Below are 20212 nucleotides of genomic sequence, written 5' to 3' on the forward strand. Positions count from 1 at the left end.
AACATGAAGATGAAATTGAATCTGAAAAATATATTGATATTAATGGCAGTCCTGCTTTTCGGGGCTTGTGGAAGTAAAGATCAGGCGACCATGGAAGCCAGTCTTGCAGAGGAGGAACATTTAGATGCTGGTCTGGTGAAGCTGACCAATATGCAAATTCAGGCCTTGGACTTAAAAAGTGGCCCGTTGGAAATGCGCAATTTGTCCGAGGTGGTCGTGGCGAATGGAAGTCTGGAAGTCCCTCCGCAGGGAAGAGCCAATGTGTCTTCGGTGATAGGAGCCAATGTGGCGAAGATTAAAGTGGTAGAGGGGCAGTTAGTGAAAAAGGGGGAGGTTTTGGCCTATTTGGAACATCCCGACATTATTCAGGCACAGTTGGATTATCAGGAAGCTTATCAGCAATTGTCCTATGTAGAGGATGATTTCAAACGTCAGGAAAAACTGTATCAGGAAAAAGTGGCCTCGGGTAAGCAATATCAGAAAGCCAAGGCGGATTTCATGACGCTGAAAAGTCGGGTGAGTGGCTTGAAGATGAAGTTGCAAATGCTAAATATCAATGCCGCCAAGGTAGTGGAAGGAGAAGTGATTCGGTATGCGGCCATTACTTCCCCTATCCATGGGGCGATCACCGAGATTGACATCGCCACAGGTCAGTATGTGGATCCGCAAAGGGTGATGTTTGAATTGATTGATGCTTCTCATGTGCATGCAGACCTGATGGTATATGAAAAAGATGCCTTTAAATTGAAAAAAGGCCAGCGAGTGAAATTTTCATTATCCCAGTATAAAGAAGAGATCTTTGAGGCAGAAATTATATCCGTGGGGAAAAATTTTGAAGAAGACCGCAAGGCAGTACATGTTCACGCCGAACCTTTCGCCGATAGCCCGAAATTATTACCGGGCCTATACATTAAAGGGCTGATTGAGGTAGGGGAGCATACCGTAGCGACGCTTCCGGAGGCGGCAATCGTGGAGAAGGCCGGGAAATATTACATTTTCCGAACAAAAGAAATTCAGGATAAAGAACAGATTTTTGAACAAGTGGAGGTGGTTCCCGGCATGAAGCATTTGGGATTTGTAGAGGTGAAAGCCATGGAGCCACTGGAAGCTGAGGATCAATGGGTGCTGAATGCTGCCTATTATCTGCTTTCAGAAATGGATAAGGAAGAAGCAGAGCATGATTAGCACCCCTAACATTGCGTTTCACCCAAATTATTAACCGATAAATTTATTAACTAAGCATAAATAGCTTGTTTTTAGTTTATGGCGATTTGTTTTCTTTGATTTATAATAGCCCGAAATTGGGCAAGCTTGCTTTCTCCTCATTCATCTGTTTCGTTGGAAAAAAACTCGAAATAGGAAAAATTCCTTCATTTTTTCCGCCTTGCAGCTAAACGAGGATTTAAGCAGGAATAATCCGAGTTTCACACTTGATGAAATGGAGGGAATAATCAGAGGCGATCAGATGTTGGTCGCCTCTTTTTGCTTTTCCTGTAGGGCTCCCTTGCCAATGGACCAGCGCCCGATTTTGCAGTGCAGACAGCGATGTAGCTGGCAATACTGCTGTTCCAATTGCAGCAGCCCTTGCCCTTCCCCCGCGTTCTTGGCCTTCAGGCCATGTGCAGCCCATTCTTTGATTACTTTATTTTTTTCGGAAGGTCGTTCTGCTAAAATATTCAATGCCTCCTCTTTGAGTAAAGATCTCCCGCTTTGTTCTCCATAAGCCAGCATAAACGGCACAATGGCATTGATCACGATGGTGTCCAAAGCCGAAGGACCAAGTTGTGCGAAATTTTTAGCGGAGGGCTTTGCGAAATGATGGTGTTTTTGCCAATAAGCGGATCCACAGATATTCCAGGATTCGGCAATGTCTTTTGGGTTTTTTAGCAGGGCATTTAAAGGAATGGGGTTTTTTAATAGCCAGTTGGCCAATTGGGCTAGTCGAATAGTGGGGAAATTAAAAGGACGCGTTCTGGCAAATCGCCAGGCTACCGGATTCATGGGTTGCAGGTTGAATTTTTTCTGATAAAAGGAAAACTCCTCCCAGAGTGCGGCTTCATACTGATCCCTTGGGCTGGAGGTGATCAGTCCTGCAGTACCAAAAAGTAAACATTCCGTGGTAAGTTTTTGGTCCAGCGTTTTCACCAGGCTACGCCAGCTTAGCGTTTCAGCAAGCATCATCATGGCATCGGAGTTTAAACGGAAGCCGAAAGCGCGCGCAATGACCCAAAAGGCCGTTTGTTGCCAGTGTTGTTCATTTTTGTAATGATATTCAAGTATTTGGTCTCGCTTAAGGTGTAGGCGTTCCATTAAAGCCATGTCCACCATGCCCATTTAAAGTAATCAGGGCATTGCGCCAGAAATGGCTTGCAGGGGTGTTGATGGTCGGTTTGTAAAAAGTGTTGGTATTTTTTGAGGGCTTTATCCCCAACTCTTTCTTTTAAGCTTAGGGTTGGGATAAGACTATTGTCTCTTCGGCGGATCGGTTGATTGTTTTCCCAGACCACATGGAGGATAACGCCGTCATAAGCGGGATCCTGCTGATGCTGGTGCGCCATCCAGTCCGAGGATTTGATGTGAATTTCTACCTTTCCAAGCCATTCTATTGCTCCTATCTTAATTCTCGCCTGCTCGAAATCCGGCCCAGCCTGATCGTTGATAAAGCCGGGTGTGAAAATTTGCAAAGCTTCCCCTTCGTCCGTTTGAAGGTGTTGATGGTGGAACTGCTGGCTTTGCCAAATATAGTGTAAAAAAGCTTCCTGCATGAGGAGGGAACCATCCGCTGTGGTGAATTGCTTATGGAATTTATCCGGCAATCTTACGCATAAAAAAAAGGAGAAAGAACCCGAAGGCTCAATCTCCTTTAGAATGTATTTTGAATCTGATTTTTACAGATATTTTTCCAAATATTCAGCCATCTCCTTTTGAAGCGTTTGGGCTGCTTCTGCTGCTTTGTCAGCGAAATCTTCTCCATTAGAAGCATAAATGATGCCACGTGATGAATTGACCAACAATCCACAGTGATCATTCATACCAGCTTCCGCTACTTTTTGAAGACTACCGCCCTGAGCACCCACCCGGGAACCAACAGGAAGTGATCCGGAATGATTTCGCGAACTTTTTTCAACATATCCGCACGCGTGGCGCCCACAACATACATCATGTTATCTTCCGTTCCCCATTCCTTTCCTTTTTTCAATACACGCTGCCATAGGGCTTCATTCTTGCCTAAGTCGCAGTGCTGAAAGTCAAAACTTCCCTGATTGGAGGTAAGCCCTAAAAGAATCACCCATTTGTTATCATAGCCTAAAAATGGCGTAACGGAATCTTCTCCCATATAAGGAGCCACTGTTACGGAGTCAAAGCTCATGTTTTCGAAAAAAGCACGTGCATATAAGCCTGAGGTATTTCCGATATCGCCTCTTTTGGCATCCGCAATGGTGAAAATTTCCTTCGGAATATAGTTCAGTGTTTTCTCAAGACTTTTCCATCCCTCAGCCCCTAAAGATTCATAGAATGCAATATTGGGTTTATAAGCTACGGCAAATTCTTTAGTGGCGTCAATGATCTCCTTATTAAATTCAAAGACCGGGTCTTCGGTATCTAATAAATGGCTTGGGATTTTTTTAATATCGGTATCCAAACCTACACAAAGGAAAGATTTTTTCTTTTGGATCTGCTCAAAAAGTGACGCTCTGTTCATGATAAAGTCCTGAATATCAGTAAATAAATTGCGTGGTTGATTCCTGTATAATTGCTCAGAATAACCGAGGCGCAAATTTAGTATAAAATGCTTGCAAACAGATGCTAAAAAAGGAAATGTTTTGAAGAAATAACAAAAAGGGTAATGAAGTCAATCACTACCCTTTTGGATGGAGTTTAACACTACAAAAACTCCGAACATCGATCAAATGAATAGGTGAGCATTTCAATCACCTAATACTATGACTGTTATTAAAGGAAAAAGTTCGTATTAAGCCGAATTATGCATCCTTTACCTCAATTATTCATGCATAAATTCACGTTTACCTGTAAGTCTGAAAAAATGAAGTAATTGTCCTCTATTTCAAGTTTTTTCCAAGGAAGCAGGTGAAGGAGGAGAAAGTAAGCTTAACCCAATTTGGGCTATTAATAAATCACCAATCATAATTTTACTAAAATGAAAAAAAGCCACTTAAGCCAACTCACTTAATTTTTCGGTGAATAATTCGGGTTAAAAATACAGTAAAACCATTCAAAATGGACAGAAGATTATTTTTTGTGAATTTCTGAACCCGGAGGTGCGGAATTCGGCCAAACGCAAAAAAGCCACCTCTTGGGCAGCTTTTTTGTTATTCTGTAAGAAGATTTATTATCTCAAATCAACAACTTCTACATCCGGATGAGCAGAGGTATTGAACTCAAAGCTACCCGCCGCTACGGTAGGATTACTTTCGAATTTATCAATTATGTATTCGTAATTAATACCGGAACGGTCGAAAATTTCCCAGGCCACCAATTCATGGTTCTTTTGTGCGATCTTCATTCTGATCTTAAAAATGCTTTGGCTATGATCTTCCGGTACCAAATCCACTACATCAACTGCCTGACCGCCTTCAGATACCTGCTCCAGATAAAGGTATTTATAACCTTCTTTATACATATTATAGATGGTCGATAATTCAAAACCACCCTCTTCCGGATCGTTGTGAGAGACATTGACTTCTTCATCCTCAATGAGCCAGGTCCAGACAGTAGTGCCGTTATTGTAAATGACCTGTCCAGAAGCTTCTAACTGGAATTTGTCTCCCTGCACCAAAATTTTCCCATTAAAAGATTCTTCAATATTTTCCATTTTATTGATAAGCTTTTGGGTGAATTCCGCCCGGAAGGCGTCCATCTTTTGGTATTTATTGCTCATCGCATCCAATACTTCGAGTGCCTTGGGGTCTTTTTGGGCAAAAGTCGTTGACACTGTAAAGAAGCACAGAAAGAAGGCGATAATATTTTTCATAGTTGAATAGATTACTGATATTCTTATTACCAATTAATAACCTGTTTTGATTTTTTTAAAACCTTACATAATTCGGTAATTATGACTAAATCGACAAAAATCAGGCCTAATTCCTGCGAAAGTACTTAAAAGTTTGCTATTAATTATAAATCATTTAACATTTGTTCCAGAGCGTATTCATCACTCACTAATACCTCTCTGGCCTTGGATCCTTCCGGTGGGCCTACAATTCCAGCCGCTTCCAACTGATCGATGATTCTCCCGGCTCGGTTGTATCCTAGTTTTAATTTCCTTTGAATTAGGGAGGTGGAGCCGGATTGATTGCGGACGACCATATAGGCTGCTTCTTCAAAAAGGGCATCTCTTTCAGATAAATCGACTCCTGCAGCGGCCGATTCCCCTTCCTCTCCAACATATTCCGGTAATAAATAAGCTGACGAGTAACCTCTTTGATTACCAATAAAATCACAAACATTGTCCACTTCCGGGGTATCCACAAAAGCGCATTGCAGGCGGGTTAATTCGTTACCGTCTGATAACAGCATGTCTCCACGGCCAATTAATTGTTCTGCTCCTCCCGTATCCAGAATAGTTCTGGAATCTACCTTTGAAGTTACCTTGAAAGATAATCTGGCCGGGAAGTTCGCTTTGATGATACCTGTGATAACGTTCACCGAAGGCCTTTGGGTGGCCACTACTAAGTGAATACCAATCGCGCGGGCCAGCTGTGCCAATCGTGCAATCGGAGTCTCCACTTCTTTTCCAGCGGTCATCATCAAATCCGCCAGCTCATCAATCACCAATACAATATAGGGCAGGTGGCGGTGTCCGTCCAGCGGATTTAGCTTGCGATCAATGAATTTCGCATTGTATTCTTTAATATTCCGACAACCTGCATTCTTCAGCATGTCGTAACGGTTGTCCATTTCAATACAAAGCGAGTTTAGGGTATGTACCACCTTTTTGGTGTCGGTGATAATGGCGTCGTCCCCATCCGGTAGCTTGGCCAGAAAGTGGCGTTCAATTTTATTGTAAAGCGTTAATTCTACCTTTTTGGGGTCAACAAGGATCAGTTTTAATTCCGAAGGGTGTTTTTTATAAAGCAGAGAAGTTAATACTGCATTCAGCCCAACAGACTTACCCTGACCGGTGGCTCCGGCAATCAGCAGGTGAGGGGTTTTGGCTAAATCAAAAACGTAAACCTCATTGGAAATGGTTTTACCGATTACTACCGGCAGGGCTTTATTGCTTTTTAGGAATTTCTCCGTGTTCAGTACGGATTTCATTGATACCATTTCCTTATTCGTGTTCGGTACCTCGATACCAATGGTGCCGCGGCCGGGAATGGGGGCTATAATGCGAATGCCCAAGGCAGATAACGACAGGGCGATATCATCTTCCAGGTTTTTGATTTTGGAGATTTTGATTCCCTTCGCCGGAACGATTTCATAAAGGGTGACAGTCGGTCCGACAGTCGCTTTAATATCGGAAATGGTGATTTTAAAGTTCTCCAGGGTTTCTACAATCCGCTCAAAATTGGCATTTAATTCCTCCTCTGAAATTTCGGCATTATTGGCCGGGTAATCTTTGAGCAAATCGGCTTGTGGGTACTGGTAACTCCCAAGATCCAGAGTGGGATCATAAGGCTCCATGACCAATTCCTTATTGGCAGATTCCTCTTCCTCATCCTCCGCTTTATCATCCACTTCGGCAATGTCTACACTCAGGGATAATTTGGGCTCCTCTTCCTCTTTTACCTCAGTCATGGGTTTATTTTCTGCAGCAGCAGATGGTTTTGGCCGTATTTCTTCCGCCACCGGTGCTTCCAGCGGTGTTTGAGGCAGACTAAATTCTTCCTCGTCCGGAATAAGAATGCGATTCGCGGAGGATTGCGGTTTTAATACCGGAGGCGTCACTTCTTCCTCCTGGGGTGTTGCTGTTTCCGGTAAAGGTTGAGTGCTTGTTTTTTTCTGAGGCAATTCCTCCTTAGCCACCGGGCTTTCCGGAATGGGTTTATTGATGGAGAAGTTGACTTTATTGGCAGGCTTTTCTTCCTGAGGTGGTGTTTTTACTGCTGATTGAACGTTTTCGGTAAGGTCTTCCTCGCTTGCTAAGGGATCCTCACTGGTGAAAAACTCATTATCGGAAGTATCCTCTGATGGAAGGGAATTTTCTTTCTTTTTGAGTATGCTGGGTGCAGAAAATTGCGGTAACTGAAAAGCTTCTTTGATGTCAAAGAAATAAATGATGAAGAAGCCAAGGATAATCAGTAGAATGATCAGCGTCCCCCAGGAGAAAAGATCATTAAAAATAAGGGCGATTTCATGTCCTATTCCTCCTCCAATGAAAGACCAGTAGCCGGAATATCCCCTGCTCTTGGCCATAATCAGGCAAAAAGAGAAAAAGGTGGATAGCCAAATAGAGGTGAACAGGACAAATTTGGCACTTCTCCTGATGGGCAAGTTTACATTGGAAAATGTTAATTGAATCCCGCTGATAAATATAAGGTAGGGGATTAAATAAGCGCCCAGACCAACGGTTCGGTACATTAAAAAGTGAGAGATGCCCGCTCCTAATGCACCCAGCCAGTTTTCAATTTCACGCCCCGACTGGAGTACGCCATTTTGGAAATAAGACTCCATTACACTTTGATCGGCCCTTCCGGTGAAAAGGAAAGAAACCAAGGCGAAAGCCAAATAAATTCCACTGAGTAAGAGGGTGATGCCAATTCCTAAACGGAGCTGTTTGTCATCCTTCAGGGATTTGATCTTGCTGAAGAAGCTGGGTCCGGACTTTTTCGGACTTTCTTTTTTTCGAGCTTTGGCTTTACTCTTTTTAGCAGGTTCCTTTGGTGGCTCAGGTTGCTGAGACGCAGGGGGTGTGAAAAATGTGTTTTCAGCCATGGGAAAATGTTGGTATTCTCAGGTAGAGATCAATATTTTGAGCGCAAAAAGGTGATTTTAGACCTTGGAAGCGCCTTCGTTGCGCAGATTTTTATCTAATCAATTCATGCGAATATAAGGAAAATTTCAGCTTCATGGATTCTTAGAAATTATTATCCAAAAAAAAAGGAGAGACCAACGCCCTCCTTTCGTGATATTTTATTTCTGAAAATTATAAGCCTGCCTTCAGGATCGCTTTGTTGATGGCTTTGATAAATCCCGGGCCCTGGTAGATAAAGCCGGTGTAGATCTGTACCAGAGAAGCTCCAGCTTTCAATTTTTCCACCGCATCTTCCGGGCTGTTGATTCCCCCTACCCCAATAATTGGGAAAGCACCATTGGATTTTTGGTGAAGATAAGCTACAATCTCGGTGGAGCGTTTGGTTAAAGGAGCACCGCTCAATCCCCCGGCGCCAATTTCTTCCACGCGCTCAGCATTTTCTTTCAAGCCTTCCCGGCTGATGGTGGTGTTGGTCGCGATCACGCCATCGATTTGCGTTTCATTTACAATCTCGATGATGTCATCCAACTGCTCATTAGTCAGGTCCGGTGCAATTTTTAATAAAATCGGCTTTGGCGCATCTTTCTGAGCATTGAGCTTTTTTACTTCTGAGAGGAGTTGCTTTAAAGGTTCTTTCTCTTGTAGTGCTCTCAGGTTGGGCGTATTCGGTGAACTTACGTTCAATACGAAGTAATCCACATAGGGGAAAAGCGCTTCAAAAGCTATTTTGTAATCCTCAAAGGCCTGCTCATTAGGGGTAACCTTATTTTTACCGATGTTGCCGCCTACTATAATATTGGTCTTGCGATTTTTTAGGCGTTCTACCGTAGCCTCTACGCCATCATTGTTGAAACCCATGCGGTTGATAATCCCCTGATCTTCCGGAAGACGGAAAATTCTTGGTTTTGGATTGCCGGGCTGTCCTTTAGGGGTCACCGTACCTATTTCCACAAAACCAAAGCCCATTTGAGCGAATTCATCAATCAGCTTGGCATCCTTATCAAAGCCTGCCGCCAAACCTACCGGATTGGCAAATTTAATCCCGAAAACTTCACGCTCTAGTTTTGGGTCCGAGAAATTATATAGTGCTCGACAAATAGGGCGGGAAAAAGGAAGGGATAACGCACCTTTGGTGAATTTCACTATCGAATGGTGAATAGCTTCAGGATCGTGTTTAAACAGAAAAGGGCGGATGACAGACTTGTACACAGTAAATTTTCTTTTTATAAAGATGAATAATGAATTGAATAAAAATGTTAGCGCAAAGAAAAGCCGCTTCCTAACAGGAAAGCGGCTTCAATATTAATTTTCTTCTGCCTCAGCAGGAGTATCTTCATTTTCCTCAGCTTCGAAGACTTCCGGCGCCTTCTCCAATAGCGTTTTATACCAGCTTACCAGCTTTTTGATATCAGAGGTATAAACGCGCTCCTCATCGTGATCCGGCAATACGTGCTTCATGAAAGCCCTTAATTCTTCCGAAGAAGAAGTGCTTCCAACTCCCGGATCATCACCGAATTCCTCACGGATTTTCAACATCACATCTCTCAAAGGGCAAGCGCCTTCGTCATCATTAGTGTAAATGGAGATCTCCTGAAGGATAGAAACGCGGCTGTTAGAGTTCGCCACCATCTTTTTTCCAGGTTCGTTAATGCTCTCTACAATAACTCCTGCGCGGGTAGGTTTCAATACTTTGAAAAGCCCTCCCTTTCCGGCAATTGCACAAATTTCTGAAAAGTTCATACTAAATATTTTTATCCAAATTGGTAATGTCGTTTACAAAAGCGGGGCAAACATAGGAGATTTGCCTTTTATTTGAAAGAAGATTAATTAATTTCCTGTTCCGGACATGAATCCTTCGGCCACTTCCTCAATAAAATCCAATACATCTTCTCTTCCGCGGCCATCATCGGAGCTGGTGGCAATCATGGTAGGGAGTTCCTCCCAGTTTTTTCTCATGATTTTGCGGTATTTGGCAATGTTGGATTGCAGCTTGGTGTGAGACTGTTTATCAGACTTGGTGAAAATGATCACAAAGGGAATGCTGTTTTCTCCCATCCAGTTCATGAATTCCATGTCCACTTTCTGTGGCTCGTGTCTGGAATCTACCAAAACGAAAGTACACAAGAGGTTTTCTCTTTTCTTGAGGTATTCCTCAATCATTTTTCCCCACTTGCTGCGGCTGGTTTTGCTGACTTTCGCATAGCCATATCCGGGAAGATCGACCAGGTACCAGTTGTTGTTAATTTCAAAATGATTGATCAGCTGGGTTTTTCCAGGAGTGGAAGAAGTTTTGGCCAAACTTTTACGCTCGGTCAGGCAATTGATTAAGCTTGATTTTCCAACATTGGAGCGTCCGATAAAGGCAAACTCAGCTTTATCTGCCTTGGGGCACTTACTAATGTCGGTATTACTAATGACGAAATTCGCGGATTTAATTTTCATAACTATGCTATCTGTCAGTGTGTAAGCCGGTGAGTGAAAGGCGAAATGCCTGATGGCTCACACTGCGGATTGAGCTGCAAAGTTAATGCCTTTCCCCTTTAACACAAAGTGCTAAAAGTCTAAAGTGAAAATGAGGGAGGAGCAGGCTAATTTGAAGCTAAAAACCGCATTTAAAATTCATCTATTACATGGGGTGGATTGGTCAAATTAACCATTTGGATTTAAACCATATTGACTGTAAATCATAAAAATTAGGAAGCAATCATTGGGATTGGATCCTATCTTTAATATATTTCAACAAATTAATAGCTTAATCTTGGTGTTAATTTGTTAATTTTGGCTTTGTGGGATTCACATTTATGCATGATTTTATTAATTATTACATCCATGTGTCCGCTCGAAATTTTGACTTCAACCTCTTACAGATCACGAATTAGGTGATGAATTTTAAGAAATATCGTTTTTTATTAGGAGTTTCTTTACTCCTCGGTTTTAGCAGTGCATTTGCTCAAACAGTAGATCCCAATAAGGAAACTGCTCGGCAATTATTGGAAATGGCGGAGGAGATTAACAAAAGTACTGCCGTAAAAACTCAGGCTAGGGATATTTATGTGCAGGTGGTGGATTTTGATCCTGAAAATCAGCGTGCTTTGTTTATGGCCGGAAAGCTCTATCTGGAGACCGTAAACAAGGAACGTGCGGTGAAATACCTGAAGAAACTCTATGAATTAAATCCTGAATATCGCTTTGATATCCCTTTTATGATTGGGGAGGCGTATCAGTATGCCATGGATTTTGATAATGCTTTGCTTTATTACCGAAAGTATAAATCCAAGTATGAGAGTAAGGTGAATTACCGCGGGCAGGATTTGGTGCCAATGGATTGGGTAGATCGCAAGATTTATGAGTGTGAAAACGGTAAAAAATTCATGGTGAATCCTTCTCACTGGACCATCGTGAATTTGGGGGAGAACATTAATTCCGACTCTTATGACTTTGCCCCGGTGTTTAATGAGGATGAAACCCTGATTATTTTTACTTCCCGTCGTCAGGATGGGAACCTGAATGAAAACGTGGATAAGGATAACTTTTATTTCGAAGATATTTATTATTCCAGAAAGGTAAACGGACAATGGGAACCGGCCAAAAATATTGGAACGAATGTCAATACCCGCTTTCATGATTCTAACCTGGCTTTGTCAGCAGATGGTCAGACCTTGTTTATTTATCGTGATTCTAATGGGGGAGATATTTACTATTCCACCTATAATGAGACGGAGGATGATTGGTCAGAGCCACTTCCGGTGGAAGGCCGTGTGAATACCTCCTTTTCTGAGAATTCTATATCGATTTCACCGGATGGTAATACGCTTTTCTTTTCTTCTGATCGCCCGGGCGGTATGGGAGAACTGGATATCTATATGGCCACCAAGGATGATAAAGGGGTTTGGTCAAAGGTGAAAAACCTGGGAGAAACCATCAATACGCCTTATGACGATGATAGCCCATTTATTGATTATGATGGGAAAACGCTATATTTCTCCTCTAAAGGGCGAGATGGAATGGGTGGATTTGATATTTTTAAAACCGTTTATGATTCCGCAGCCTCAGAATGGAGTGAGCCTGTGAATTTGGGATACCCGATCAATACCCCGGATAATGATATTTATTTTGTGTCTACAGCGGATGGTAAACGTGGGTATTACTCCTCCGTTCGGGAAGATGGAATGGGTTATACCGATATTTATATGGTTAAAATTCCGGATGAGTTTGATGAGCAGCAGCAATTACTTGCCGGAAAAGATATTGAAAAAGCAGAAGATGCGGCAGCACCGGATGTGATGTTGACCTCAGCAGAAACCGAAGAAGTAGTGGCGGTTATTCAGCCTGTTATTTTAGAGGTGAAGATTGTGGATCAGGGTAGTAAGGCGGCTATGGAGTCACGGGTAAATGTGCGAGAGGCTAATACCGGAATGAGCTGGAGAGGAGTAAGGCAGGAAAATGGGGCTTACCGTTTTGAATTAAAGCCTACAGAGACCTCGAATTTTACTTTGTCTTCGGAAAAAGATGGTTATGTATTCAAAAACCTGAAATTGAAATTACCGGTAGCGAACGATGAGGAGCAAATGGTGGAGCGCACCTTGGCCATGAGCAGGATTCAAACCGGACAAAAGTCGATCTTGCGTAATGTTTATTTTGACTTTGGTTCCGCTAAGCTGAAGAAAGAATCTTTTTCAGAACTGAATAAGCTGGAGCGTATGCTTTCTGAAAACCCATCCATCAAGGTGGAGATTTCCGGACATACCGATGCGGTGGGTTCTGCAGGAAATAATATGAAGCTTTCTCAGAAACGTGCAGAAGCGGTAATGAATTATTTGGAAGGAAAAGGAGTGGATGCTACCCGTATCACCGCCGTTGGTTATGGGGAGGAAAGACCACTGGCTTCCAATGATGATGAAGAGGAAGGACGTGAATTGAACAGAAGAGTAGAGTTTGAAATTATTGAGAAATAGTTCAGAAATATATGATATTGTCGTAGAGGTGGGGAAACTCGCCTCTTTTTTTTTGCGGCAAAGGAATTCGTATTACCTTTGTAGCATAAATTTCACATGAGCCAGATCATTATTGTCGGTGACTTTGAGGGAAATCGGGTCTACGAAAGGTTAGCTAGATGTGATAATTAAAAATGACATTTTGATGAAAGTAGTTCCATATAAAGATCAGCAAGAAGGGAAAAAGGCGCAGGTGCGTGATATGTTCAATAATATTTCCAAGAAATACGATTTATTGAACCATGTTTTAAGCCTTGGGGTTGATATTTACTGGCGTAAGCGTGCGGTAAAGATTTTGAAAAAATATCAACCGGAATTGATCTTGGATATTGCTACCGGCACGGGAGACTTCGCCATTGAGGCCCTTGCAGCCAATCCAAAGAAAGTGATTGGGGTAGATATTTCCGAAGGGATGTTGGAAATCGGAAAAGAGAAGATCAAAGCCAAAGGATTGGAGGATCGTATAGAAATGCGATTAGGAGATTCTGAGGGATTACTTTTTGAAGATAATTATTTCGATGCCGTGATCGTATCATTTGGTGTTCGGAATTATGAAAATCTGGAGAAAGGTTTGGCAGATATGTGTCGTGTGTTGAAGCCTGGTGGAAGGTTGGTGATCATTGAATTCTCAAAACCTAAGATTTTCCCTTTTAAACAAATTTACAACGCCTACTTTCGCTTTGTATTACCTGCTGTTGGAAGAATCATTTCAAAAGATCAGTCCGCTTATACCTATTTGCCGGAATCTGTAAATGCTTTCCCCGATGGTGAAAAATTCACAAAGATATTGGATAAGGTGGGTTATAAAGAGACAGAATGTATTCCACTAACCTTTGGCATAAGCTCCATTTATACCGCTACCAAATAATATTTGTATTAGCGTTCTTCTTGCCTTTAAGTACTGTCCTGGCACAGGCCGGGCCTAAGATCAATCTGCCCTATGTGGATCAGAAAAAGATTCACTACGGTTTTTTTGTGTCTACAGGGCTTTCAGGTTTTAAGCAAACCTATTCTCAGGCTTATTTCGATCGAATAGGTTTTGATCCGAATAATAACCCTGTGGATTTAGAAGGGGTTTTATCCATTCAGACCGAACGTCAGCTCTCCTTAGGGGTGGGTTTTATAGGAAACCTAAAGTTGGCCGAGGCTTTGGATGTGCGGGTGACCCCAAAGGCTGGTTTTTACACTTATCGTTTGACTTACCAGTTTAGTGATTCGGTATCTATCGGGCCTCCGGGGAATGGTGATTTCAGAGCAGAGCAGGATAATATTGAAAACGTAAGGTTCGAGATGCCAATTCTGCTAAAATTGAAGTCTCAGCGAAGAGGGAACATTCGTGCTTATTTTATCGGAGGGATTAATCCATCCGTAGAAGTGACCGGTAGGCGAGAAAAAGAAATTGCCTTCGAAATGGCCGGTTTTGACCTGGCACTGGAATGGGGTTTCGGCTTTGATCTGTATTATCCGCTTTTCCGTTTCTCTCCCGAAATTCGTTTTTCCCATGGCCTCATGAATATGAAGGGAACCAATGCCAATAGGCCTATCGCAGTGGCAGTAGATCGGCTGACCACCAATAGTGTGACATTGTATTTCAACTTTCAATAAAAATATGAACCTCCTTTTGGAGGTTTTTTTATATCCGGGGTGCAGATTTTTTGGGAGGTATTGAAGTATGAATAAGGCCAAATTTGCTAAAATAAATCCGTTTTGGTTGGTAGCCGTTTAATCCCGGCTTGTACAACGATGGATTTAACAGGCCTACTTAAGCAAACTATTAACACTGCCTACTCATTATATTTTCCGATTAACAATGGGTCACATTGTGGTAACTTTGCTTTCTCATCAATCTTTAGCTTCGTTGGAAAAAGCTTGAAATTGGATGAATTCCTTCATTTTTTTCGCCTTGCAGTTAAAAGAGACTTTAAATATGAATACTCGGGCTTGATGCAATTTATAAAGCGGCTTGCTTTAATGGCATTTATGAAAAAGGGAAAAAGCGCGAAAGGAGATTGGTGAACTTTATTAGCAAATAATAGTCTTTCATTTAATTGAAAAGGATTGGAGTATCTCTTTTTGGAAAAGGTGATGCCCCTAACCATTTGACAGATATGATGAAAGCAATTTTTCTACTTGTGATGTTTACTGGTGTCTTCTTGTCAACTTTACTCTATGGGCAAGCTGAGCAAGAAGGGCAAAGTCATCCTCATGAAGCAAAGGGAAGTGGACATGTGCACGGTCGACATGCAATAAATTTTTATACAGGTTTTACTTTTATTCCACCTAAGCATTATGCTCATATTGATGTGCTGGGATTGAGGAATACCGGTAATTGGGTGCCTACCCTTGGCTTAGATTATGTCTATAAAATAAATCATCGCTGGAGCCTGGGCTTGATGGCCGATGTTGAATTGGATCGGTACACCATGTTGACCCTGTCAGAACAGTGGATTGTACGTGAAAATGTGGTGGTGTTGGCGGCGGTAGCTAAGTTTGAGTTGCTGAAAGGTTTTAGTGTATTTGCCGGGCCGGGTTATGAACAGATGTTTGCTGAGGGAGGCGAAGATTTTTGGCTGGTGAAGGTGGGTTTGGAGTATGAAATTCGGATGGAGAAGGGCTGGCAATTGGCTCCCTCCATTATTTATGATTACAAAGATGTATATCAGACCATTTCCTATGGATTTGCGGTGGGCAAAAGGTTTTAAATTAGATACTAAGCATTGAATTTGTCGTTTGGTATTATTAATTATTTTTTAATAGATAAAATCGTTACAAATAGCTTTTGATTATGCTCGGTATTTTGGAACTTTGAACAAATTGGTGATTATCTCATCCTTTATGCTCAGGCTTCGGCCCAAAGCTGGAGAGTGAGGTGAAAACTGAATAAAAATTCAACTTATACATGAATAGCTGAGCTAATTTGTATATTTTGTGAATTGGTAGGGAATATAAATTAATTCGTTTTTACAAGGAGCATGGGCTTTTTTGACTTTTTAACAAGTGATATTGCAATCGACCTTGGAACTGCCAACACGCTTATTATTCATAAAGATAAAATTGTTGTTGACGAGCCGTCAATAATTGCCATTGATCGTTTAACCAATAAGGTTTTGGCGATCGGGCATGAGGCGATGCAAATGCACGAAAAAACGCATGAGTCAATTAAAACAATTCGTCCGTTGAAGGATGGGGTGATTGCAGATTTCCACGCGGCGGAGCAGATGATTCGCGGAATGATTAAAATGATTGACACCAGAAATCGTTTCATTCCGACATCTCATAGAATGGTGATTTGTATACCTTCCGGTATAACTGAGGTAGAGAAACGTGCGGTAAGAGATTCTGCTGAGCATGCGGGAGCAAAGGAAGTTTATTTAATTCATGAGCCTATTGCAGCTGCCCTTGGTATTGGTATTGATATCGAACAGCCGGTAGGATCTATGGTCGTGGATATTGGAGGAGGTACCACCGAAATTGCGGTAATCGCCCTTTCTGGTATTGTTTGTGATCAGTCCATTCGAGTAGCCGGAGATACTTTTAACCGTGATATTCTGGACTATATGCGTCGTCAGCACAATCTTTTGATTGGTGAGCGTTCTGCAGAAAAGGTAAAAGTGGCCGTCGGGTCTGCTTTAACGGAATTGGATGAGCCACCGGAAGAATATCAAATTCGTGGACGAGATTTGATGACCGGTATTCCAAAAGTGGTGACCATTTCTTATTCCGAGATTGCTTTTGCTATTGATAAATCTGTTTCTAAAATTGAAGAAGCGGTATTAAAAGCATTGGAAATTGCTCCACCGGAATTGTCTGCAGATATCTATGATAATGGTATTCACCTGACAGGAGGTGGTGCTTTATTGAGAGGATTGGACAAGCGTTTGGCTTTGAAAACCAAATTGCCTATCCACGTGGCAGATGATCCATTAAGAGCAGTGGTTCGCGGTACGGGTAAGTCTCTGAAAAATATGGAAAACAACCGTGCCGTGTTGATGACTTGATAATTTAATAATGGAAAACCGTCAAACAGTTTTTCGTGAAAAATTTTATAATTCAACATTTGGTGGCATTCGCCCGGCCGGATGTTGAATTTTCTTTTTAGGGAGATATTTGGAATTTGCAAAATAGATGCGGGAACTCTTTTTCTTTATTTACCGCTTTCGCGGCTTGATGCTGTTTTTGATTTTGGAAATGATTTGCTTTTGGCTGATTGTGACCAAAAATTCTTACCAAAGTATAGCTTTTTTTCATAGCTCTAATCGGGCTATTGGTGCCTTATATCAGAACAAAACCAAGGTCAATAATTATTTTGAACTCAGCCGAATCAATGAGGAGTTGGTCAAAGAGAATGCGGCATTACGTGCAGCTCTGAAGGTGAGTGAAGCTTCTGATTATTATTGGACACATGAATTTTCAGCGGATGAAGCTCGTCTGAAGCAATTTTCTTTCACGCCGGTACGGGTGGTGAATAATTCGATCAGTGAGTACCATAATTATATTACTATTGATAAAGGTTCGCTGGATGGAATAAAACCCAATGAGGGGGTGATTGGCCCCTATGGGGTAATTGGAAAAGTGAAATCTGTTTCTCCCCATTATGCCACTGTGATCTCTCTCCTTAATAATAAGTTTTTGGTTTCGGCCAAAGCGTACCCTTCCAATGTGCTTTGTTCGGTGAACTGGTCCGGAGAGGATTTTCAGTTTGCCGACCTGAACTATGTGCCGCGACATGTGGAGATGCATGTAGGGGATACCGTTCGAACGTCCGGCTATGACGGGATATTTCCGGCCGGTACGATGATCGGAACCGTGGAAGAGTTTGAATTGACGGATCAGGATATTTTTTATAATATCAAGGTGAGGTTATCTACCGATTTTTCTTCCCTATCCTACCTTTATGTAGTGGAGAATAATCTGGAAGAGGAGCAGTTAGAAGTTGAGCGTTTAACCGAGGAGAAAAAATGAAAAACAGCACTATTTTACGAATTGTACATTTCGTAATCTTTCTATTACTTCAAGTGTTGATTTTGAAGAATATTGCCCTTTTCGGCTTTGGTTTTATTTTTCTCTATATCGCAGTTTTGTTGTTTCTGCCTGCGGACATGGAGAAATCCACCCTATTGCTGCTGGGCTTTGTGTTAGGGATAATGGTCGATTGGTTTTATGATACCCTGGGGGTACATGCTGCCGCATCGGTGCTTATCATGTATTTGCGACCGAAATGGATGCAGCTGATCACGCCCAAGGGAGGATATGATGCGGGCGTAAACCCGATGTTGTCAGATTATGGTTTCAACTGGTTTGCGCTGTATGCACTGCCCTTAATTCTGATTCACCATTTCACCTTATTTGTAATTCAGTCCGGAGGTTTTGATCGCTTAATGAGTATTTTGGCCAAGACCTCTTTTAGTGGGGTACTGACATTTGTGTTAATGGTGTTAGTGCAGTTGTTATTTTATACCAAACAACGGAGGGTGATATGAATGAGGACAGACGGATAATTGTTCAGCTGCTCATCGCCGGAGTAGCATTGTTATTTGCAGGAAAACTATTATTCATCCAGGTGCTGGATGATGATTATAAGTTGGCTGCTCAAAACAATGTGATGAAGAAATTCATCGACTATCCCTTAAGGGGAATGATGACCAGTCGTGATGGGGAGTTGTTGGTGGTGAACAATCCGGTGTATGACATCACCGTCGTAGCCAAAGAATTTCGAAATTCCGATACTTTAGCTTTAGCGAAGGTGATGGGCATTGAAATGGAGGAAATGCGGGAAAAGCTGGCCAAGCTCAAAAAGGCCCGAAGTTTTTCCTGGGTGAAACCTCAGGTTTTGTTCAAGCAATTGAGTCCGGAAGAATTTGCCAAAATCGAGGTTTATTTGGATGATTTCTCCGGAATTTATGTTTCCCCAAGAACGGTAAGAGGGTATCAATACCCTTATTCGGCGAATAGCCTGGGCTATATTGGGGAGATTACCGATCGTCAGATTAAGCGGGATACCACTAATTATTATAAGGCAGGAGATTATATCGGCCGAAATGGTATTGAGAGTACTTACGAAGAACATCTCCGTGGGCAGCGCGGCATTAGCTTTAAAATGGTGAATGTCCGTGGAATTGTAAAAGGAAGTTTTCAGGATGGAGAATATGATACCCTTTCCGTGCCAGGGAATAATTTGACCACCACCCTGGATTTGGATCTTCAGGCATATGCTGAAAAATTAATGGAGGGGAAGATTGGTTCATTAGTTGCGATTGAACCATCCTCTGGAGAGATTCTGGCCATTGTCAGTGCGCCAGATTATGATCCTTCCTTACTTTCCGGGCGCTCATTCGGGAAAAATATGGGCGTATTACAAAAGGATTCCCTAAAGCCTCTTTTTAATCGACCGATCATGGCGGCCTATCCTCCGGGTTCCATTTTTAAGGTGTTACAATCCTTGGTGGCGCTACAGGAAGGGGTAATTGCCCCGGGTGAATTTATTTATTGTGATAATAAGTTAATAGGGGACCATGCGCCCCCGGGCAGATATGATACGCGCCGAGCACTTAAATATTCCTCCAATAACTTCTATGTAAAAGTCTTCAGGGAGGTATTGAATCAGCGGGTGGACGATAATACTTTTGTGGATAGCCGCCTGGGGTTGGATAAGTGGGTCACCTATATGAGTCGTTTTGGCTTAGGCAGTAAGTTGGGCATTGACCTGCCCGGCGAGAAGTCCGGTTTTATCCCAAATTCTGCATTTTACGATCGGTATTACGGTCGAAATCGCTGGAAAGCATCTAACGTTCACTCCCTGGCGATTGGACAAGGGGAAATTTTGGTCACTCCTATTCAAATGGCCAATATGGCTGCATTAGTAGCCAATAGAGGTTATTTTTATACGCCGCATCTGATTAAAGATATTGGAGGGCAGGGGCCACTTGAAAAATACCTTGAAAAACACGAAACCGGTATTCAGTCACAATATTTTGACGAGGTGATCGCCGGTATGGAAGAAGTAATTCAGGGGACGGCTACCCGGGCTTATATTAAAGATTTACCCATTGCAGGGAAAACCGGAACAGTTCAGAACCCGCATGGTCCGGATCATTCGGTATTTATGGCCTTTGCGCCGGTAGAGCAGCCTCAGATTGCCATTTCTGTTTATGTGGAAAATGCCGGTTGGGGAGGGAGAGCTGCAACTGCGATTGCGGGCTTGATGCTGGAGAAATATGTAAAAGGGGAGATTTCTCGCCCGTATATGGAAAAGTATGTGTTAAAAGGGGACTTTTTATACTAG

At 42.3% G+C, this 20212-nt stretch carries 14 protein-coding genes and 2 pseudogenes; 9 read left to right on the forward strand and 7 right to left on the reverse strand.

Going from position 1 to position 20212, the window contains the following annotated elements; all coding sequences use genetic code 11:
* The first annotated feature begins 3 nt into the window (after positions 1–3).
* Positions 4–1185, forward strand: a complete 1182-nt coding sequence (locus NG22_RS01065; protein ID WP_082304956.1) for an efflux RND transporter periplasmic adaptor subunit — start codon at positions 4–6, stop codon at positions 1183–1185.
* Positions 1186–1461: 276 nt separating this feature from the next.
* On the opposite strand, the pseudogene NG22_RS01070 reads toward NG22_RS01065, so the two are convergent.
* The 7 genes and pseudogenes from NG22_RS01070 to yihA form a co-directional block, all read right to left on the reverse strand.
* Positions 1462–2765, reverse strand: a pseudogene (locus NG22_RS01070) (DUF2851 family protein).
* A gap of 123 nt (positions 2766–2888) precedes the next feature.
* Positions 2889–3703: pseudogene (gene pyrF / locus NG22_RS01080) on the reverse strand (orotidine-5'-phosphate decarboxylase).
* A gap of 648 nt (positions 3704–4351) precedes the next feature.
* Positions 4352–4993 (reverse strand): outer membrane lipoprotein carrier protein LolA, encoded by a 642-nt coding sequence (locus NG22_RS01085; protein ID WP_053404013.1) that lies wholly within the window; start codon positions 4991–4993, stop codon positions 4352–4354.
* 143 nt (positions 4994–5136) lie between these two features.
* Entirely contained in the window at positions 5137–7896 is a 2760-nt protein-coding gene (locus NG22_RS17515) for a DNA translocase FtsK (RefSeq protein ID WP_053404014.1), read from the reverse strand.
* Positions 7897–8107: 211 nt separating this feature from the next.
* Positions 8108–9145, reverse strand: a complete 1038-nt coding sequence (locus tag NG22_RS01095) for a quinone-dependent dihydroorotate dehydrogenase (RefSeq protein WP_053404015.1) — start codon at positions 9143–9145, stop codon at positions 8108–8110.
* A 93-nt stretch (positions 9146–9238) separates the two neighbouring features.
* The gene (locus tag NG22_RS01100) at positions 9239–9676 is read right to left on the reverse strand and encodes a DUF5606 domain-containing protein (RefSeq protein ID WP_053404016.1); all 438 of its coding nucleotides are present in this window, start codon (positions 9674–9676) and stop codon (positions 9239–9241) included.
* Positions 9677–9763: 87 nt separating this feature from the next.
* Positions 9764–10378, reverse strand: coding sequence for a ribosome biogenesis GTP-binding protein YihA/YsxC (yihA, locus tag NG22_RS01105; protein WP_053404017.1), 615 nt, complete (start codon positions 10376–10378; stop codon positions 9764–9766).
* A gap of 440 nt (positions 10379–10818) precedes the next feature.
* Here yihA and NG22_RS01110 point away from each other — a divergent pair, with 440 nt between their 5' ends.
* The 8 genes from NG22_RS01110 to mrdA all read left to right on the forward strand — a co-directional run bounded on the left by NG22_RS01110 (position 10819) and on the right by mrdA (position 20212).
* The gene (locus NG22_RS01110; protein ID WP_053404018.1) at positions 10819–12891 is read left to right on the forward strand and encodes an OmpA family protein; all 2073 of its coding nucleotides are present in this window, start codon (positions 10819–10821) and stop codon (positions 12889–12891) included.
* A 184-nt stretch (positions 12892–13075) separates the two neighbouring features.
* Entirely contained in the window at positions 13076–13798 is a 723-nt protein-coding gene (gene ubiE, locus NG22_RS01115) for a bifunctional demethylmenaquinone methyltransferase/2-methoxy-6-polyprenyl-1,4-benzoquinol methylase UbiE (RefSeq protein WP_053404019.1), read from the forward strand.
* Positions 13747–14535, forward strand: a complete 789-nt coding sequence (locus NG22_RS01120; protein WP_082304957.1) for an outer membrane beta-barrel protein — start codon at positions 13747–13749, stop codon at positions 14533–14535. Before ubiE ends, NG22_RS01120 begins: the two co-directional genes overlap by 52 nt.
* Before the next feature lie 503 nt (positions 14536–15038).
* On the forward strand, positions 15039–15632 hold the full coding sequence (locus tag NG22_RS01130; protein WP_157600800.1) for a hypothetical protein: 594 nt from the start codon (positions 15039–15041) through the stop codon (positions 15630–15632).
* 270 nt (positions 15633–15902) lie between these two features.
* Positions 15903–16928, forward strand: a complete 1026-nt coding sequence (locus tag NG22_RS01135; RefSeq protein WP_053404023.1) for a rod shape-determining protein — start codon at positions 15903–15905, stop codon at positions 16926–16928.
* Between the two features lie 127 nt (positions 16929–17055).
* Positions 17056–17892, forward strand: a complete 837-nt coding sequence (gene mreC, locus NG22_RS01140; protein ID WP_053404024.1) for a rod shape-determining protein MreC — start codon at positions 17056–17058, stop codon at positions 17890–17892.
* Complete coding sequence (locus tag NG22_RS01145; protein WP_072159014.1) at positions 17889–18410, forward strand: hypothetical protein; 522 nt, start codon at positions 17889–17891, stop codon at positions 18408–18410. The genes mreC and NG22_RS01145 overlap by 4 nt, the downstream gene beginning before the upstream one ends.
* Positions 18407–20212 carry a penicillin-binding protein 2 gene (gene mrdA, locus NG22_RS01150; protein ID WP_053404026.1) on the forward strand — a complete coding sequence of 602 codons (1806 nt, stop codon included), beginning with the start codon at positions 18407–18409 and terminating at the stop codon, positions 20210–20212. The genes NG22_RS01145 and mrdA overlap by 4 nt, the downstream gene beginning before the upstream one ends.

The organism is Persicobacter sp. CCB-QB2 (genome assembly GCF_001274635.1).
GTDB lineage: Bacteria > Bacteroidota > Bacteroidia > Cytophagales > Cyclobacteriaceae > Persicobacter > Persicobacter diffluens.

Bases quoted from the DNA above. Each gene is read 5' to 3' on its own strand.
- NG22_RS01065 (WP_082304956.1), top strand. From the start codon at position 4: ATGAAGATGAAATTGAATCTGAAAAATATATTGATATTAATGGCAGTC.
- NG22_RS01085 (WP_053404013.1), bottom strand. From the start codon at position 4,993: ATGAAAAATATTATCGCCTTCTTTCTGTGCTTCTTTACAGTGTCAACG.
- NG22_RS17515 (WP_053404014.1), bottom strand. From the start codon at position 7,896: ATGGCTGAAAACACATTTTTCACACCCCCTGCGTCTCAGCAACCTGAG.
- NG22_RS01100 (WP_053404016.1), bottom strand. From the start codon at position 9,676: ATGAACTTTTCAGAAATTTGTGCAATTGCCGGAAAGGGAGGGCTTTTC.
- yihA (WP_053404017.1), bottom strand. From the start codon at position 10,378: ATGAAAATTAAATCCGCGAATTTCGTCATTAGTAATACCGACATTAGT.
- NG22_RS01110 (WP_053404018.1), top strand. From the start codon at position 10,819: ATGAATTTTAAGAAATATCGTTTTTTATTAGGAGTTTCTTTACTCCTC.
- ubiE (WP_053404019.1), top strand. From the start codon at position 13,076: ATGAAAGTAGTTCCATATAAAGATCAGCAAGAAGGGAAAAAGGCGCAG.
- NG22_RS01120 (WP_082304957.1), top strand. From the start codon at position 13,747: ATGTATTCCACTAACCTTTGGCATAAGCTCCATTTATACCGCTACCAA.
- NG22_RS01130 (WP_157600800.1), top strand. From the start codon at position 15,039: ATGATGAAAGCAATTTTTCTACTTGTGATGTTTACTGGTGTCTTCTTG.
- NG22_RS01135 (WP_053404023.1), top strand. From the start codon at position 15,903: ATGGGCTTTTTTGACTTTTTAACAAGTGATATTGCAATCGACCTTGGA.
- mreC (WP_053404024.1), top strand. From the start codon at position 17,056: ATGCGGGAACTCTTTTTCTTTATTTACCGCTTTCGCGGCTTGATGCTG.
- NG22_RS01145 (WP_072159014.1), top strand. From the start codon at position 17,889: ATGAAAAACAGCACTATTTTACGAATTGTACATTTCGTAATCTTTCTA.
- mrdA (WP_053404026.1), top strand. From the start codon at position 18,407: ATGAATGAGGACAGACGGATAATTGTTCAGCTGCTCATCGCCGGAGTA.